This is a genomic window from Ruminococcus sp. (assembly GCF_017650195.1).
In the GTDB taxonomy this organism is placed as follows: Bacteria; Bacillota; Clostridia; order Oscillospirales; family Ruminococcaceae; genus Ruminococcus.
On sequence record NZ_JAGCFH010000154.1, the window covers coordinates 37,191 to 54,559 of the forward strand.

Genomic DNA, 17,369 nt, shown 5'->3' on the forward strand with positions numbered 1-17,369 from the left:
AGCTGTACTTCATAATTAAGGCGACTGCAACATATATTTTTGTAAAAAGGAATTTTTGATACCAAAAGGTCAAAAAGGAGGTGTTTCGGACTGAAAAGTCAGAATTTCATCAAGGGTTCAATTATACTGATGATATCGGCAACAGCGGCAAAGCTGCTGGGAGTTGTGTTCAGGATACCGCTGACGAATATGCTTGGCGGCATAGGCATGGGCTATTTCAGCTGTGCATACAGCCTCTTCATGCCGATATACGCTCTTACCGTAACAGGTATAAGTTCCGCAGTGGCGCGTTTGACCGCACAAAGCGTTGCACTCGGTATGTATTCCAATGTCGCGAAGCTGCGCCGTGAAGCTCTTATACTATTTACAGCAGTGGGACTTGCGGGAAGTATGCTGATACTGTTTCTTGCCAAGCCATTTAGCCTTTATTTTACAGGCGGTACGGAGGCTGCGGCGGCGGTGACGCTCATAGCCCCGTCGGTATTGTTCGGGTGCATAACGGCAGTGGAGCGCGGCTATTACGAGGGCATGAGCAATATGTATCCCACAGCCGTTTCACAGGTGGCAGAGGGGATAATAAGGACAGTAGCAGGACTCCTGCTGTGTAGTTTTGTCACAGCTCATCCGCGCACAGTCTTGAGGCTATTTTCTGGCGTTACGGATATACGCGGAGCAGCTGCTGCGGCAGGTATACTTGGCGTTACACTATCAACAGCCGGAGCAGTGCTTTTCTTTGGAATAATAAGGTTATTTTTCCGTGTTCCTAACGGAGGAGAGCATCATACCATGAGCAGTAGAGCCATTGCGGGGGAGCTTTTTTTCACAGCCCTCCCGATGGGGGTGAGCGCTCTTGTGACTAATCTCACGGCTATTGTGGATATGTGGACAGTGATATGGTGCATATCACGCTTCGGAAGCAGAATTGAAGCTCCTACAGGCATATCCGCAAGCCAGTTGCCCCATTTCATATACGGATCCTTTGCAGGCATAGCCCTTACGGTTTTTAGTCTTGTGCCGTCGGTTACGAATATGCTTGGCAAGGGAGCCCTTACCTGCATAGCTTCAGCCCGTGAGAGCGGTGACAGGAAAGCCCTCGAACGCGGCACCGTGCAGGCTCTCCTGACATCGACAGTCATAGCTGTACCCTCGGCAGCCGGGATATTTGTACTCTCTCCGCAGATACTGGGTTTTCTCTATCCTCGGCAGCCTGATGAAGCAGCTCTGTGTGTGGCGCCGCTCAGGTATCTCATGGCTGGCATGGTCTGTCTCTGTGTGTCCTATCCACTTTTCAGTATGCTTCAGGCGGTGGGAAAGCCTGCTGCGCCGCTGAAAATAATGCTTGTCGGGACGGCAGTGAAGCTTATCTTCAATCTCCTTTTGATACCATTCATGGGGGTTGACGGAGCAGCGCTCTCCACCTCTGTGAGCTATGTTTTTATCCTTACGAAAGCTCTGTGGATATACATCAGAGCCTCGGGAGTCAGGCTTGGCTTTTCCCATTTCGGAAAGGTGCTGTACGCAGGGGCAATGTGCGGTGGTTCGGCTTACCTTACAGCCTGTGCAGCTGAACGCTTTGAATTGCCATTATTTGCAATTATATGTGGCTCTGCGGCAGTCGGGGGCACGGTATATTTGCTGTTTCTGAGGTTCCTTTCAGCAAGTCTGAAAAGTTGCTCCTGCGGCGATTAGTGGAATTTTGTTGACGTAGCCACATAGAGAGATTATTTCTGTTGAAAACAGTCAAAAAAGCTGATTCTCATTGTTGTTATCTCTGAAAAGTAGTGAACCGCGTTGCAAAAATGTGTGAAATATGCTATAATGATAACAAGGGAAGAACCTGTTCGGGGACAGGGGAGGTATTAAAATGAAAGGAACAATAATCAGATTTATATCAGCTGGGGCGGCATTATTAATGATACTTGCACCCTCTATAACAAGAGTATATGCAGGACGTGCAGCAGGAGACCCGTACAAGCTGGAAAGCGGGCTGGATCCGGAAAATTCAAAAATCAAGCCAATACTGTCGTTAAGTCAGATTGAGCTTCCGCTGAATAAGGCGAAGGAAGAACCCGAACAGAGTATAGAACTGACAGTTACTGGAGCAGAGGGTAAGTATGCTTCCACAGGACTACACGTGAAGTTCGACGACAGGCTTGAGATACTGAAAGACGATGGCGATTATGCCACAAGTGGTCCGGCTCTTAAGAGGATAGGAATGATAGATTCTTCACCCGACTGGCTGGATGAGAACAACGTACCACATGGTGTGTTCGTAATGACAGGTGCTTCTTCCAACAAGGGCAGGGATGGCGTTATGTGGACATTCCTGCTAAGGCTTCCGGATGACATACAGGTAGGCGACGTATATCCAATAGAGATATACTATCAGAAGGGAAAAAGTTCGGGCGATCTGTTCACCGACCTTTTACAGGATAAGGAAGGCAGACTTATGGATGCATGGGTATTCACACATGGTATTGAGCAGGGCTATATAAAAATAACCGAGGAAGAGCCGACAACTGTTCCTGAGCCTGTCATAAAGGTGAAGAAGGGCGACCCTAACGGTGACGGTATAATTGATGCGGTAGACGCTTCGTATATGATGGCTAATTATGCTAAGATTTCCACAGGCGTATATGAGCCTGATATAGAGGATATCATGACGTGCGACGTTAACGACGACGGCATGATGGATGCTGTAGACGCATCTATAGTGCTTGCGTACTATGCTTATGTATCGTCTGGCGGAACAGACGAATTTGAAGTCTTTTTAGAAACTCAAATGTTCCTACGGCAAGCCATAGACAGATAGAAAAGAAAGCCCGCTGACTGCGGGCTTTCTTATATCCTTATTTTTTAAGAACCGATGGATCGGGAGAACTGATATCGTCAGCAGTCACGGCAAACTTTATTACTGTGCCTTTGTCGTTGGGGTTACTTCCGGTTGGGAAGAAGCATACAGTGAAATCCTTCATGTCCTTTTTGAGTATGAAGCCTCCCACGATGCCGCTGAACTGTCCGTTTGACGGGATATCAAAGGGATCAAGGAAGTATTTGTCGCTTTTGAAGAGGCTTTCTGCATAGAGCTGACTGCGCACGTCGGAGTATATATCCGTACCGTCAGCAAGCTGTATATAGAAGTTGTTCAGAGTGCTGAGGGTATAGGCTGTATCCGTGTTGTTCTTGAGGTCGATATCGAAGTATATGAACTGCTCGTTATCGCTGGTTTCGGGGACTATTATAGACTTTAGTGTGAAAGAGGTATCGTTCTCGGTTATCTCGCTTCCGATAACTCCCTTTATCTCGTGTGAGCCGATAGGATTCACGGGAGTCGTATTCTTTGTGGGGATTATATCCTCTATCGGGATATCGTTGTTATTGCTTTTGCCTTTATCCATACAGCCTGCGGAAACTGCAGCTGTTATACAAGCTGCAAGAACTAGTGCAGCAGCTTTTTTTATTTTCATTGTTTTATCCTCCGTTGTATCATGGACCGCTATGCGGTATTATGTTATTTAAAGCACATATAGTATATCACAACTGTGCATTAAATGTCAAGTGATGGTCGTTTATTGCGGAAAAACGAAAAAAATTCACAAGCCCACTTGAAAACATAGTAAACCTATGGTATAATAGAGTGCATAACGGACCGAAAGGAAGTGCAGCACTTTATGAAGATCTCTACCAAAGGAAGATACGCACTGCGAATGCTCTATGACCTTGCTCTGCATAGTGAAGAGGGATATGTGTCCCTAAAAGATATAGCCGACAGGCAGGGTATATCCAAGAAGTATCTAGAACAGATAGTACCCTTGCTGAACAAGACGGGACTTCTCAGGACAAACCGCGGAAACAAAGGCGGATATATGCTTTCCGGAAAAGCTGAAGAGGTAACTGTAGGTGATGTCCTAAGAGCTACAGAGGGAAGTCTTGCTCCCGTCGCCTGTCTTGAATTTGAACCCAATGAGTGTCCGAGGGTCGGAGAATGCTCGACACTATACATATGGGAGGGGCTGTACAAGGCAGTGAACGACTATCTTGACAGTGTAACTCTCCGGGATATTATCGAGCACGGACAGGGGTTGACCGGAGATTACTGTATATAACGAAATGGCAAACAAATAACCGAGAGTATGGCAGCAGCTTCTCACTTGCATGACTATGAACTGTTTTTGCAGAGTATTGATTATTCGGTTTCAAAGCTTGTTATTATGCTTAAAGACTTGAAGGAATGTTCTGCTGAGCTTGAGATATGCCAATTTTGGGCGTTTATTTTCGTTCACAATGAGCCATGAGGAGAGAGAAGCTATCTGAGATACTTGATGTCGATGATAAAAAAGGTTATGTCTTTTGAGCTCAATTCGTGAGACATCATAACTGTTCAATCTAAGTAAATAAAAAGCCATAGAGAAGGCAGTTCAAGTCAAAAAATTTGACGCTTTCCCTATGGCTTTTTGCTGTTGCCAGCTGTGAAAGTGTATGTGAAAAAAGAATCATTCAAACATTGGTGTGGAGAGGTAACGCTCGCCAGTATCAGGAAGCAGAGCAACGATGGTTTTGCCCTTGTTTTCCGGACGTTTTGCAAGCTGTATAGCAGCCCATATAGCTGCACCGGATGAGATTCCAACGAGTACGCCCTCGTTTCTGACGATGTTCTTTCCTGCTTCAAAAGCATCCTCGTTTGATACAGTTATGATCTCGTCATATATCTTGGTATTGAGCGTCTCCGGAACAAAGCCTGCGCCGATACCCTGTATCTTATGTGGGCCTGCTTTGCCCTCGGAGAGTACAGGCGAGCTTTTGGGCTCAACTGCAACTATCTTAACATCAGGATTCTTGGATTTAAGGTAAGCGCCTGTGCCACTGACGGTACCGCCGGTACCTACGCCCGAAACGAAGATATCAACCTTTCCGTCGGTATCCTCCCATATCTCAACGCCTGTTGTCTTTTCGTGTATAGCAGGGTGTGCAGGGTTTGTGTATTGTGAAGGTATAAAGCTGCCCTTGATCTCCTGAGCCAGCTCCTCAGCCTTGGCTATAGCGCCCTTCATGCCCTTTGTGCCGTCTGTGAGGACAAGTTCCGCACCGTATGCCTTCATGAGGTTGCGACGCTCAATGCTCATGGTCTCAGGCATTGTGATGATAAGACGGTAGCCTCTTGAAGCTGCAACAGAAGCAAGACCTATACCGGTATTTCCGCTGGTGGGCTCGATGATAACGCTGCCCTCTTTGAGTATACCCTTAGCCTCCGCGTCATCTATCATAGCCTTTGCAACTCTGTCCTTAACGCTTCCTGCCGGGTTGAAGTATTCAAGCTTGGCAAGGATCGTAGCGTTTAACTCATGTGCCTTTTCAGTATTTGTGAGTTCGAGAAGGGGAGTACCGCCGATGAGGTCTGTGATCTTCTTATAAACTTTCATAATAATATCTCCTTTATAGGTATTTATTGTTTTGTCATGTCTGAGATGCGCTTAAAAGCGACAACATCGCTTTATATAACTGGTATGCATAAAATACCTCCAAGCAATATTTATATCACCTATATGTTTGGTATGATTATATTATAACAACTAAATTTACATTTGTCAACCCTTTTTTTAAAAAAACACATACAACAAAAAAATCCGGGAGCGATCTTTGTGGGACCGCTTCCGGACTTGTATCATTCAGATTGTTTATCAGTTTGTGCCGGTCTGTGTGCCCTTAGCGATCTTAGCGTAATCGCCAGCAGCTGATATGCTAACAACGTCCATAGCGTTTGAATCGTAGTATACCCAAACGAGCATAGCTGCAAGACCTGTATTGTTCTTGAGGTTGATGTAGTAATCAACTGTGTCTCCTGCCTTTGCGGAAACATTGTCACCGTATGCAACGCAATTTGTTTCGTTCGAAACGTCCTGAGGAGCGATGTCTCCTCCTACTCTGATATTACCCTGTATAACCTGAGGTTTAATTGACTGTGCTCTGAGGGTAGAGAAGTCAGGAGTGAATCTTACTGCGTAATCCTTTTCGGGAATATTGTCCTTGAGCTTGAATGTAACCTTTATGATCTGACCGTTGAATGCGTAGCCGTCCTGAGTAATCTGAACGCCGTTCTTTTCAGTAGTCGTGTCAGGATCCGGAGAAATATCTACCCAGAGGCAATATCTCTTTTCCATTTTGCTGACATATTCTGATGAAGCGTCAGTGGGCTTGGTAACGATCTCTGTAACAGCCTGCCCCTGAGCATCCGTGACCTTCTCGCCGTTTGCCTCTGTTACCTCAACTACTTCAGTAGCAGGCTGTGCAGAGGTAGGGTCTTCAGCGGAGAGGTCGTCGTTGCCTGCGGGCATTCCAGTTGCAGCGAATTCTTCGAGAGAACCAGATTGGAAAGGTGTGACAACAACGTTTCCGTCCTCGTTCTTAATCTGGTCAATCTCAACGTCGGGAGTTGTGGTCTGCTGCGCTGAATCAGCAGCAGTGGTATTGGAATTGTCGGAGCTGCCGCCGTTAGAGCTCTGCTCCTTTGAGGAGAGACATGATGTAAACGAAGTAAGAGCAACGCAGACAACAGCTGCCAGTGCGATGACTTTTTTTCTTGAATCAAACATAGTTTTCTATCCTTTCATTAAGGGGATTCGTTTGTATAAGGCGGTACTGTGCGCACCGCTCATCTTATAATAATTATACACACGCTGCGATTGTTTGTCAAGACGAAGGCGGAATTGTAATCAATTATTTGACAAAGAGACACAGTTTCACCACTTTTGTTTCACCGTTTTGTCATTTTTATTTATATTTACTTAAAAGTTGGGTTATTGGCACATTATTATATAAAATTGAAGGTTTTGCACGTATATTAGTCGAAATGCTGTATTGCAAAGAACGCCGGAGCGTGATATAATTATAATTGGTGTTTTTAGTATGCTCCTGTTGAGATGTCGGGGGCATTTTGGAAAGGACATATGACAATGGGAAAAAAGGCAATGGCGCTCTTCACAGCCGCAGCAATGCTGCTGCCCGGCGTGTCATGCGCTAAGAAAGGCGGATCGCCTGCTCTGTCGGAAAAAGAAAAAGAGACAGTCAAGCAGGAGGTAACGACTGCCATTACCGAGGAGGAAACTATTGAGATGGCGACCGAGCATATAAGCCCAGTTGAGACCGTTTCGGCGATTATCGGTTCTCAGGTGACTGACGGGAGGGTCATCGGAAGAGCACAGGGAAGCAATACGGCGAAATTCCCACTTGCAGACCTGATAGACGAAGGCGACAGGATAATATCCTTTACGTTTGTAGTATATGCAGGGGACGGAGCAAGCAGCATAGGCGAATTCAAGGGAGGCTGCGGCATATCGGTTGATGAGGGCTGCGCAGCGGCTACTCATAAGTGCTGGTATCAGTCAGAGGAGTTCACAGCCCCTACACAGGGCTCTTACGGAGAGATAACATGGAACGTGCCCGATGAGCTGAAGGATTACATTCACGAGAGCGGAGAAGTGATGTTTGGCTATTGGTGGGGAAACTGTGAAAGCCTCCGCATAGAAAATGTGATATGTACCCTTGAAAGGACAAGAGAGGTGCCGGTAGACGGCACAGGCGTTTTCGGATCTGGGGTGAGCGTTGCTCATTCTGAAGGCGACAGAACGGTACGCGTACCTCTTGATATCATGCCGCAGGACATGGTGCCAGAGGTGGTGACGTTCAGTATTGAAGCTGAGGGAAGACTCGGAAAATTCACGGGAGCCTATGGGATAAGCTCGTCGGCAGGCGAGTATGTCTCAGGCGATACCGCTGTGTTTACCAACGATTCCTCACTTGAACTGGTATGGTTCGTTCCCGACAAGGCAAAGGGCTGTATAGCGGAAAACAACGAGCTGCTGTTCAATTACTGGTGGAGCGAGCAGCCGTCTGTTACTTTAAAGAGTGTAAACGTAAAGTACAGCGTAAATACCGGAGATTATCCTGCTCCTGAAAACAATATCGGGCTGGAAGTGGCTACGGAGACATTTTTGCCGAGCGTGAACGGATTCCGCAGTGCAGCTGAGATAGTATCGGCTATAAAGGTGGGCTGGAACCTTGGAAATACCCTTGACAGCTACAATACTGGCAAGAGCGGGCTTAAGACCGAGACTGGCTGGGGAAATATGAAGACCACCAGTGAGATGATACAGTCTGTAAAGAAGGCTGGCTTCAACGCAGTAAGAGTGCCTGTGACCTGGGCTGAGCATACAGACGGCGACAGGATACAGAAAGAATGGCTCGACCGCGTACAGGAAGTAGTGGATTACGCCTATAATGAGAATATGTTCGTGATACTGAATATGCATCACGACGACTATATATGGTTCGATCCGCAGGCTTCCTCATACGAGGAGGACAGCGCCCGCCTCAGGAGTATATGGGAGCAGATATCTGAGCGCTTTGGTGACTATGACGACCGCCTCATTTTTGAAGGAATGAACGAGCCGAGAACGGTGGGCTCTTCTATGGAATGGATGGGCGGTACCAAGGAAGAGCGCAAGACCGTCAATAAATACGCAAGGGACTTCGTGAAAACAGTTCGTGCAAGCGGCGGAAAGAACGCTGACAGGACCCTTATAGTGACATCCTATGCAGCCTCTGCTGACAGCGTGGCACTCAATGATATGTCTGTGCCAAGCGGAAAGAACATAGTGTTCAGTGTTCATTATTACGCACCGTGGAACTTTGCCGAGGGAAATGAGACTGTATTTACTGAGAGCGGCAAGGGCGAGCTGGATGCCAAGTTCTCGGAGCTTAAGCAGAAGTTCATTGACAAGGGTATACCGGTCATAATAGACGAGTTTGGCTGCGTAAACGCTGCCGACGCCGCAATAAGGAGCAGCTATTATACATACTACATAAGCGCAGCCAAGTCCAAGGGCATAAAGTGCTTTGTATGGGATAATGGCAAGATGAGCGGTGAATCGAGCTTCGGAATATTCAACAGAGGAGCCCTTACATGGGAGGGCAATGTCCTCAGCGCCATAATGGAAGGCACAAAATAACAGGTCTTTAAATGCGGAGCAAAGCTCCGCATTTTTGTTCGGTAAACAGATGCATCCGGCTGAAAACAAATCTTTCCGCTTGACATCGGAGAAAAAATATTATATAATCAGCGTATAAGAATTTATCCAAGGAGGTAAAAAAACATGAAAAAATTGATCTCAGCACTCATTTCAGCAGCTATCGGGGCCACCGCTCTTGTACCGTTTGCAGCAGCAGCGGAGGAAAGCGGCAGCGGTATGGTACTGCTCGGCGACAGCATTGCAGCAGGATACACAAGAAAGGGCTACATAGAGCATAACTACGGTGAAATATGCGGCGACTATCTTGGATGCAACGTATACAATTACGCAAAGCCCGGTGACACCACCGACGATCTGCTCAGCAAGCTCGGAAGCTTCACCGCGGAACAGAGCAAAAATCTTGCCGACGCGGAATATGTTGTTATCTCCGTAGGTGGCAACGATATACTTGGTTATATTGCAAAGTATATGCTTAACTACGCAGAGCAGAACAACTACTTCAAGGATGGTTATTCCGCCAAAGACGTTCCGGCATCTCCCAAGATAACAGACCTTACGACAATGTTAGATGTCGACAAGCTCAAGTCAGAGCTTCAGGGTTCTTATTCGGCTGCTATCACCTTTGGTGACAAGCTGAGCACACTGTCAGAGGATATATGCGGAAAATATGACAAGAAAACAAAGACGTACAGCGGTGGATACATCGGCACTCACGTTATCGACAATATACAGAATGCAGCAGATACCATAAAGGAGTCGAACCCCAACGCAAAGGTATATGTTCAGACCATATTCCAGCCAGTGCAGATCGAGCCTGAATATATAAACGCCAAGTACGGAAAGGGCTCGAATTATTCGCTTATGCTCAACGTTGTTAGAATGGAACTGGAGAATATCATGAAGTCCTACTCCGACCAGCTTTCAAACGTAAGTGATATCGACGTGGTAGATGTATGGGAACAGTTCACCTCGACTGAGGATACCCTCAGCGCATCCAATCCCGGTCATGCAAGCTATTTTGTAGATATAAAGGCGGATCAGCTTTCGGATATTGACATTCACCCGAATCAGAAGGGAAACGTTGCAATTGCAGCTGCTATCCTTGAAAAGATAGGAGATCTCCACGACGACACAGGACTTCTCAGCAGCATCTTCGAGAGCTTCAGCGACAAGGACAGCTATCCAGAGATTGCTCTTGCAACCTACAAGAAGGTAGCAGGAGACGCAAAGCAATCCGCAGAACAATCCGCAAAGCTTGGCGACATAAACTCCGATGGCTTCGTTGACGCAGTTGACGCTTCAAGCGTGCTTGCAGAATATACAAAGCGTGCCACAAGTGATAATGGCAATTTTACAGATGAGCAGGCAAAGCTTGCAGACGTTGATGTGAACGGTATCGTAGATGCAGTTGACGCTTCAAAGATACTTGCATACTATGCATATCTCTCCTCAAATTCAGGCGAGACCAAGTCTATAGAGGAGTTCATCAAGACATTATGATAACGACATTATAAAATGTTCAGCGGACAGGAGACCACTGTCCGCTGCTTCATATAAGGAGAACGGACAATGAAAAATATGTATTTCGTGGTGAATCTTCTTTCAGGAAAAGCCGTCATGAATAAAAAGCTCGGAAATATAATAGACAGCTTCGTAAAGGACGGATTTAAGGTAACTGTACACACAACCCAGAACGGCGATGACGCTTCGGAGCAGGCAGCTTATGCCTGTGAAAACGGCTACGATGTACTTGTTGCGGCAGGAGGCGACGGCACTCTCAGTCATTGCCTTCACGGAGTTATGGGATGTGAGAACAGGATAACTATAGGCTATATACCAGCAGGCACTACCAACGACTTCGCAAAGGGTATCGGCATACCTTCAGACCAGCTGAGGGCTGCTGCAATTATCTCCAAGGGCGAGACCGCGCTCTGCGACGTTGGAGGCTTCAACGACACATATTTTTCGTATGTTTCAGCCTTCGGAGCCTTTACTAATATCCCCTACGAGACTCCTCAGAGAATAAAGAATATGTTCGGACACGCAGCGTACATTGCCGACGGTGCTACACAGCTCACAAGTATAATAAAGGCTAAGCCCCTGCGCATAGAATATGAGGACATAGTTATTGAGGGTGAATTCGTATACGGCATGATAACGAATACTGCTTCTGTGGCAGGCATGATAAGTATGAATAACTTTCTCCTTGACGATGGAGTATTTGAGGTAACTCTCATCAGAAAGCCGAGGAATCCTGCCGAGATTGGCATGACTCTTCTTGCTCTCGCCAAAAACGACATGACAGATAAAAACATAGTTTTCTTCCGTACTGATGCTGTCACCATAACCTGCCTATCCGATGAGCCCTTCACATGGACGAAGGACGGAGAGTATGGCGGAATGGAAAAGGTGAACCATTTGTGCTGCCACAAAAAGGCAGTTCGCTTTATAGTCAGCGGAAAGGAAAGGCTCCCACTTGAAATGAACCGAAAATGAAGAAGATATACGGAAACAAGCAGCTCCTTGATGTACTGTCAGGTATGGCTGCACGCGGAAAGGCTGCCCATTCAGTAATAATAAGCGGCGAAAAAGGCAGCGGTAGAAAGCTTGCCGCTAAGTACTACACACAGGCGCTTATGTGCGAATCTCCTTCCGAGGGAAAGCCTTGCGGAGTATGCAATGCCTGCTGCAATGTGGAAAAGGATATTCACCCAGATGTGATATATCCGGAAAAGACTGGAAAGCTCGGCAATTACAGCGTAAGCACAGCTCGTGAAGTCATAGCCGACGCTTATGTCAGACCGAACAACAGCAGTGGCTGCAAAGTGTATATATTCGCCGACTGCCGTCACGTTGACCCGAGAACCCAGAACACTCTTCTGAAGCTTATCGAGGAACCGCCGGAGTATGCGTATTTCATATTCACCTGCGATTCAAAGGCTGAGTTCCTGTCAACTATCGTATCGCGCTGTGTTTGTTTCAGCACCTCCCCCTGTACTGAAGAGGAAGCCGCGGAGTCTCTTGCGGAGAACGGCTTCGGTCAAGAGGAGATACGCACCGCCGTGAGTTGCTTTCATGGCAATATCGGTATGTGCGAGAGATATATCAGCGACGAGGGAATACGGAAGAGCGTGGATTTGACAAAATCGCTCGCCGATAGTATAATAAGAAAAGATGAGTATGCTCTCTGCGTGGGACTTTTCTCGCTCGGGCGCGAGCGGGAGGACGTAAGGGAGCAGCTTTCAATGCTTGATAAGCTTGTGCGGGACGCCGCAGTCCTTGCAAAAGACCCGGGCGGACAGACGATAGGCTGCTTCCGTGAGGGAGCTGCTGCGCTTGCAAAGTCTGTGACCGCATACCAGTCCACACGTCTCCATTCTTGTATAGAAAAGGCTTGGAGAGCAGTGGAGAGCAATGTGAGCATACCGCTGGCGCTTACGGCGCTTGGCGCTGAGATAATGGAGATAGTCGGATAGACTTTCAGATAGGAGCTTCTATGAAAGAAATAGTCGGAGTACGCTTCAAGAGCGTAGGAAAAATATATTACTTCTCGCCTGGAACTATCAGGGCAGAGGTGGGCGACCGCGCTATTGTGGAGACGGTGCGTGGCGTGGAGTGCGGTGAGGTTGTCATCGCCAACCGCCAGATAGAGGACGATCAGATAACCGCCCCCCTTAAGCCTATAATCAGGCTTGCCGACGAGAACGATATGAAAACTGTCGAGAAGAACAAGCAGCGTGAGAAAGACGCATTCAGAATATGCGAGGAGAAGATAGCATTCCGCAAGCTCAGCATGAAGCTGGTTGACGTTGAGTGTACCTTTGACAACAACAAGCTGCTTTTCTATTTTACAGCCGAGAACCGCGTTGACTTCCGCGAGCTGGTAAAGGATCTTGCAGCTGTGTTCAGAACAAGGATTGAGCTTCGTCAGATAGGAGTCCGCGACGAAGCCAAGATACTTGGCGGACTTGGTATATGCGGCAGGGAATTCTGCTGCAAGGGGTATATGGGTGACTTTCAGCCCGTGTCCATAAAAATGGCAAAGGAGCAGGGCCTTTCCCTGAATCCCACTAAGATATCAGGCACATGCGGCAGACTTATGTGCTGCCTTAAGAACGAGCAGAACGCCTATGAGGCTCTGCTTAAGATAACTCCGAAGATAGGCGCTATAGTTGTCACCCCCGACGGAGACAGGGGCAAGGTCGAGGACGTTAATCTCATTACCGGAAAGCTCCGTGTAAAGACCGATAAATCCGAAGTGCCCGTAACTCTTGACAGGAGTGAGGTAAAGCTCCTCAAGGACGCAGAGATAAAGGTCAACCGCGAGGAACTTAAGGCGCTGAAAAGCCTTGAGGATGAGTAATGGAAAACAAGACAAAGGTAAATTACGGTCTTATGCTGGACAGCAGGCTGAAAGAGCTGGAGCTGAGCGGCAAAAGACCGTCGCTTTTGCTTCATGCATGTTGCGCTCCGTGCAGTAGCCATACCCTTACGGTACTTGATAAGTACTTCCATATAATGCTATATTTCTGCAATCCAAACATAGCTCCCGAGGAGGAGTACGACTTCCGCCTTGCAGAGCTGAAAAGACTCGTTAAGGAAATGGGACTTGATATATCAATTATCGAGGAGGAGTACTACCCGGAGCCATTCTATGAACTGGCAAAGGGACTGGAAGACCTTCCCGAGCGGGGAGAGCGCTGCAGGAAATGCATAGCATACCGTCTGAGGAAAGCAGGAGAAAAGGCAAAAGAGCTGGGCTGTGATTATTTTACGACTACCCTGACTATTAGTCCTCATAAGGACTGCACTTTTATTAATGAGTGCGGAGGACAGGTGCAGGAGGAATGCGGAGTGCCTTATCTTTTCTCTGATTTCAAGAAGCACGACGGCTATAAGCATTCAATAGAGCTGTCCAGGCAGTATAACCTGTACAGGCAGAACTACTGCGGCTGCGTCTATAGCAAAAAAGCTGCTAGCCGTTAGCATTTAGTCGATTCACATTATCTTAATACAGATTTACAATGAAGAGGTCATTATGGGACTGTTTGATGGAATGAAAAGGAAAGACAAAAATACACTAAAAACGCATCATCTCGGTGGCTGTATCGTTACAAGATCAGTTCTTAGTGGATCGTCAAAGCTCAGGTGGCTGTTCAGGGAGGAAAGCTGCACCCCGGCGGATAATGGCTGGAGAGCTTTCGGAGATAAGGATACTCAGGAATATATTGATGATTCGAATAACAGTATAGTTGTTGACTTTGACCGATTAGTTGAAATAGAACCGGCGGTATTGAGCGTTTTTTCAATGCCTGTGGGAACAGATCTGGAATTCGACGCTGACAATAAAGTGTTCATAGATACTGCCACGGGCAAGGAGCTGCCATTACATTGAAAAGCTTTTTCGTATACGAAATGGAATACACAGACGCATTGCATGAAATGTCCGGAATTGAAATGATACCTTTTCATGACAGGTATTACAGTCAGTATGAGCGTATATACAATGAGTGCTTCTTTGATATGCGCAAGGCACTGGATATTGAACCATATAGCTTTCTTACTAATATTCAGCAGATAAAGTATAAAAAGAAAAACATCTTCCTGCTCATGTACGGTGAAACTATCATAGGCAGTGTGGGATGCTTCGGTACAGAAATAGATGACCTGATAGTTGATAAGAAGTATCAGGGCAGAGGTTTCGGAAAGCAACTGCTGCTGTGGGCGATAGAACACATCAGGGAATATACCGTTGGACCGATAACACTACGTGTGGCTGAATGTAATCAGCGGGCAGTGAAGCTCTATATACAGAACGGTTTTGTTATAAAAAAGCGTTCTGCCCTGTAGGAGGGTGGAGATATTATCCTCTCATATAAGGTGTATATTTTCTTTGTGCTAAATCACATGTCAGAAAAGCGGAGAAAAATAATGAAGTTCATACTCTGAAAGGCTTTAGGATAAGCTTTATCATTTCATGGCTTATAATATATTCTTTGTTTGTGTGCTGGGTAACGAAATGTAAACTGGGGCGTTCGGAATTGAGCTGAAGACTTAATAAATAAGGTGATAAAATGGGAAAAGAACTAAAGACTAACGCAATGCGTTTTCTTGATAAAAGCAAGATAGAGTACACCGTACAGACATACGAATGTGAGGAGTTCATCGACGGTATCCACACAGCTGAAAAGCTGGGGCAGCCTCTTGAAGAGACCTTCAAGACCCTCGTGGCAAAGGGAAAGAGCGGCAACTATTACTGCTTCCTGCTTCCAGTGGCTATGGAGCTGGATCTAAAAAAAGCTGCAAGGAGCGTTAATGAGAAGTCCGTGGAGCTTCTTCATGTAAAGGACATAACAGCGATAACAGGCTATGTACGCGGCGGTTGTACGCCTATAGGTATGAAGAAGCAGTTTATGACAGTGGTACATAACAGTGCCGAGATCATGCCGCAGTTCTATATAAGCGGCGGACGCATAGGCGTGCAGATACACCTCTCGCCTCAGACTCTTGTAAAAGCGATACGCGGAAAATTCGAGGATATAATACTTACACAGGCCGAACAGTAAGCCTTTTTTCTACAAGATATTTTTATCAATTAGCACTCTCACATCGAGAGTGCTAATTTTCATTATACTGTCACAGAACCTTGATATTCCTTTCAAAAAAGGGCTGTAATATATAGACAATGAAAGGAAAGGGAGCGATACCGATGGAAAGTGCATATTATGAGGAAAACTGCATAGGATAAATATGAAAGATATATTGGAGGTATGAATTATGTATGGACTTACACCTTTCGGCGGCACAGGCTTTGATCTGTGGAACGCATTCAATGACTTTGACAAAAACTTTTTTGGCGGTAAGATGCCGCTGAACAACTGCCGTACTGATATCCGCGATGACGGAGACAAGTACGTTATGGAGTCTGAGCTTCCAGGCTTCGAGAAGGAGGATATCAAGCTCGACATCAACGGCTCACAGCTGACCATTGCGGCTGAGCACAGCACTAACAATGACGAAAAGGACGACAAGGGCAATTATATTCGTCGAGAGAGGACATTCGGTTCGTATAAGCGAAGCTTCGACATCGGCGATATCAATACCGACGCTATCAGTGCGGAGTACAAGAACGGTATTCTCACCATTGAGCTGCCAAAGAAGGCTTCGGAAGCGCCTGTTGCCAAGCGCCTTGAGATAAAATAATGGCTTGCCTGCCATAAAATATAATATACCCTATATTGAGCCACGAAGAGGCATTATCTCTTCGTGGTTCTTTTATGTTATAAGTGCTTAGTAATTGGTGTTAAGCTATACTCACTAAACGCTGTGCGTGGCAAGAGAGCGGCGGTTCGCCGCTTTATGCATGATTAACATTATGCAACGTGAAAATCCGTCGGAATGTACAAATCGCTTTTCTGCTAAAAATTAATTCTTCACTTTTTTGACTGAATATGATATAATATTATTATGAATATCCACGCGAAGATCACGGAGGTGACCGTAAAAAATTGAAAAGGCTCTATATCAGCGATCTTGACGGGACTCTGCTAGACCCTAAGCCCGAAATAACAGCCCGTACAGCTGAGGTCATCAACGCTCTGACGGCAAGGGGAATGTACTTTACATTTGCTACTGCAAGGTCAATATATTCGGCACTGCCGATAACATCGGCGCTGGATATAAATGTTCCGTGCATACTTATGAACGGCGTGAGTATTTACGACATAAAAAACAATAGCTACATAAAGAGCGAATTTATAGATCCGGAGGTCTCTGCGGAGCTGCTCCGCATATATAAGCGCCACGGCGTGGAATGTTTCATGTATCGCATAGAAGAGGGTGCCCTGATATGCTACTACTCCGAGCTCACCAGCAGAGTGATGAGGAGTTTTGCTGAGGTCAGAAAGCATGAGTACAAAAAGCCCTTTGTTCAGTGCCGCCTAGAGGACTATGCCGACGGGTATACAGTGTACTTTACCACAAGAGGACGCTATGAGGAGCTTCTGCCCGTAAAGCTGGAAGCCGAGAAGATAGCAGGCATAGACCATGCTTTCTACCTTGATGTATATGACGATTCGTGGTATCTGGAATTATTTTCACATAAAGCCTCAAAGTCCAACGGACTGCGCTTTCTTCGTGAGAAGTACGGCTTTGATGAGGTAGCAGCATTCGGCGACAATCTAAACGACCTCCCTCTGTTTGCGGAAGCGGATATAAAAATAGCAGTGGGCAATGCAAGGGACGAGGTAAAGGCTGCTGCAGACTATGTAATCGGCACTAACTCCGATGACGGAGTTGCAAGGTGGCTGCTTGATGAAATAAAAGTTGAGAATTGAGAGTTTA

Annotated in this window: 17 protein-coding genes; 14 read left to right on the top strand and 3 right to left on the bottom strand. The window is 46.4% G+C overall.

Annotated features, from left to right (window positions below):
• Window positions 1-108: 108 nt before the first annotated feature.
• Both J6U00_RS07070 and J6U00_RS07075 read left to right on the top strand, forming a co-directional pair.
• On the top strand, window positions 109-1,689 hold the full coding sequence (locus J6U00_RS07070) for a polysaccharide biosynthesis C-terminal domain-containing protein (RefSeq protein ID WP_296580557.1): 1,581 nt from the start codon (window positions 109-111) through the stop codon (window positions 1,687-1,689).
• A gap of 175 nt (window positions 1,690-1,864) precedes the next feature.
• Entirely contained in the window at window positions 1,865-2,812 is a 948-nt protein-coding gene (locus J6U00_RS07075) for a dockerin type I domain-containing protein (protein ID WP_296580519.1), read from the top strand.
• 37 nt (window positions 2,813-2,849) lie between these two features.
• Here J6U00_RS07075 and J6U00_RS07080 read toward each other — a convergent pair whose 3' ends face one another.
• Window positions 2,850-3,467 (bottom strand): hypothetical protein, encoded by a 618-nt coding sequence (locus tag J6U00_RS07080; protein ID WP_296580520.1) that lies wholly within the window; start codon window positions 3,465-3,467, stop codon window positions 2,850-2,852.
• A 204-nt stretch (window positions 3,468-3,671) separates the two neighbouring features.
• On the opposite strand from J6U00_RS07080, the gene J6U00_RS07085 reads away from it, so the two are divergent.
• On the top strand, window positions 3,672-4,106 hold the full coding sequence (locus J6U00_RS07085) for an Rrf2 family transcriptional regulator (protein ID WP_296580521.1): 435 nt from the start codon (window positions 3,672-3,674) through the stop codon (window positions 4,104-4,106).
• Between the two features lie 387 nt (window positions 4,107-4,493).
• Here the strand turns inward: J6U00_RS07085 and cysK are convergent, their stop codons facing one another.
• The gene (gene cysK / locus J6U00_RS07090; RefSeq protein WP_296580523.1) at window positions 4,494-5,420 is read right to left on the bottom strand and encodes a cysteine synthase A; all 927 of its coding nucleotides are present in this window, start codon (window positions 5,418-5,420) and stop codon (window positions 4,494-4,496) included.
• Between the two features lie 258 nt (window positions 5,421-5,678).
• Window positions 5,679-6,590 carry a hypothetical protein gene (locus J6U00_RS07095; protein ID WP_296580524.1) on the bottom strand — a complete coding sequence of 304 codons (912 nt, stop codon included), beginning with the start codon at window positions 6,588-6,590 and terminating at the stop codon, window positions 5,679-5,681.
• Between the two features lie 360 nt (window positions 6,591-6,950).
• Here J6U00_RS07095 and J6U00_RS07100 point away from each other — a divergent pair, with 360 nt between their 5' ends.
• The 11 genes from J6U00_RS07100 (at window position 6,951) to J6U00_RS07150 (ending at window position 17,362) form a co-directional block, all read left to right on the top strand.
• Window positions 6,951-9,005, top strand: coding sequence for a cellulase family glycosylhydrolase (locus tag J6U00_RS07100; RefSeq protein ID WP_296580525.1), 2,055 nt, complete (start codon window positions 6,951-6,953; stop codon window positions 9,003-9,005).
• A gap of 144 nt (window positions 9,006-9,149) precedes the next feature.
• Window positions 9,150-10,526, top strand: a complete 1,377-nt coding sequence (locus J6U00_RS07105) for a GDSL-type esterase/lipase family protein (RefSeq protein WP_296580527.1) — start codon at window positions 9,150-9,152, stop codon at window positions 10,524-10,526.
• A 69-nt stretch (window positions 10,527-10,595) separates the two neighbouring features.
• Window positions 10,596-11,522, top strand: a complete 927-nt coding sequence (locus J6U00_RS07110) for a YegS/Rv2252/BmrU family lipid kinase (RefSeq protein ID WP_296580529.1) — start codon at window positions 10,596-10,598, stop codon at window positions 11,520-11,522.
• Window positions 11,519-12,502 carry a DNA polymerase III subunit delta' gene (locus tag J6U00_RS07115; protein WP_296580530.1) on the top strand — a complete coding sequence of 328 codons (984 nt, stop codon included), beginning with the start codon at window positions 11,519-11,521 and terminating at the stop codon, window positions 12,500-12,502. The genes J6U00_RS07110 and J6U00_RS07115 overlap by 4 nt, the downstream gene beginning before the upstream one ends.
• Before the next feature lie 20 nt (window positions 12,503-12,522).
• Window positions 12,523-13,389: a stage 0 sporulation family protein gene (locus J6U00_RS07120; protein ID WP_296580532.1), complete on the top strand. Its 867-nt coding sequence runs from the start codon at window positions 12,523-12,525 to the stop codon at window positions 13,387-13,389.
• Window positions 13,389-14,012, top strand: coding sequence for an epoxyqueuosine reductase QueH (locus J6U00_RS07125; protein ID WP_296580535.1), 624 nt, complete (start codon window positions 13,389-13,391; stop codon window positions 14,010-14,012). The genes J6U00_RS07120 and J6U00_RS07125 overlap by 1 nt, the downstream gene beginning before the upstream one ends.
• A gap of 52 nt (window positions 14,013-14,064) precedes the next feature.
• Window positions 14,065-14,421, top strand: coding sequence for a DUF2185 domain-containing protein (locus J6U00_RS07130; protein ID WP_296580536.1), 357 nt, complete (start codon window positions 14,065-14,067; stop codon window positions 14,419-14,421).
• Window positions 14,418-14,876, top strand: a complete 459-nt coding sequence (locus J6U00_RS07135; RefSeq protein ID WP_296580538.1) for a GNAT family N-acetyltransferase — start codon at window positions 14,418-14,420, stop codon at window positions 14,874-14,876. Before J6U00_RS07130 ends, J6U00_RS07135 begins: the two co-directional genes overlap by 4 nt.
• A 224-nt stretch (window positions 14,877-15,100) precedes the next feature.
• Window positions 15,101-15,592 (top strand): Cys-tRNA(Pro) deacylase, encoded by a 492-nt coding sequence (gene ybaK / locus J6U00_RS07140; protein ID WP_296580541.1) that lies wholly within the window; start codon window positions 15,101-15,103, stop codon window positions 15,590-15,592.
• Between the two features lie 211 nt (window positions 15,593-15,803).
• A complete protein-coding gene (locus tag J6U00_RS07145) occupies window positions 15,804-16,229 on the top strand; it encodes an Hsp20/alpha crystallin family protein (RefSeq protein ID WP_296580543.1) in 426 nt (141 codons plus the stop codon).
• Window positions 16,230-16,534: 305 nt separating this feature from the next.
• On the top strand, window positions 16,535-17,362 hold the full coding sequence (locus tag J6U00_RS07150) for an HAD family hydrolase (protein ID WP_296580544.1): 828 nt from the start codon (window positions 16,535-16,537) through the stop codon (window positions 17,360-17,362).
• Window positions 17,363-17,369: the final 7 nt, after the last annotated feature.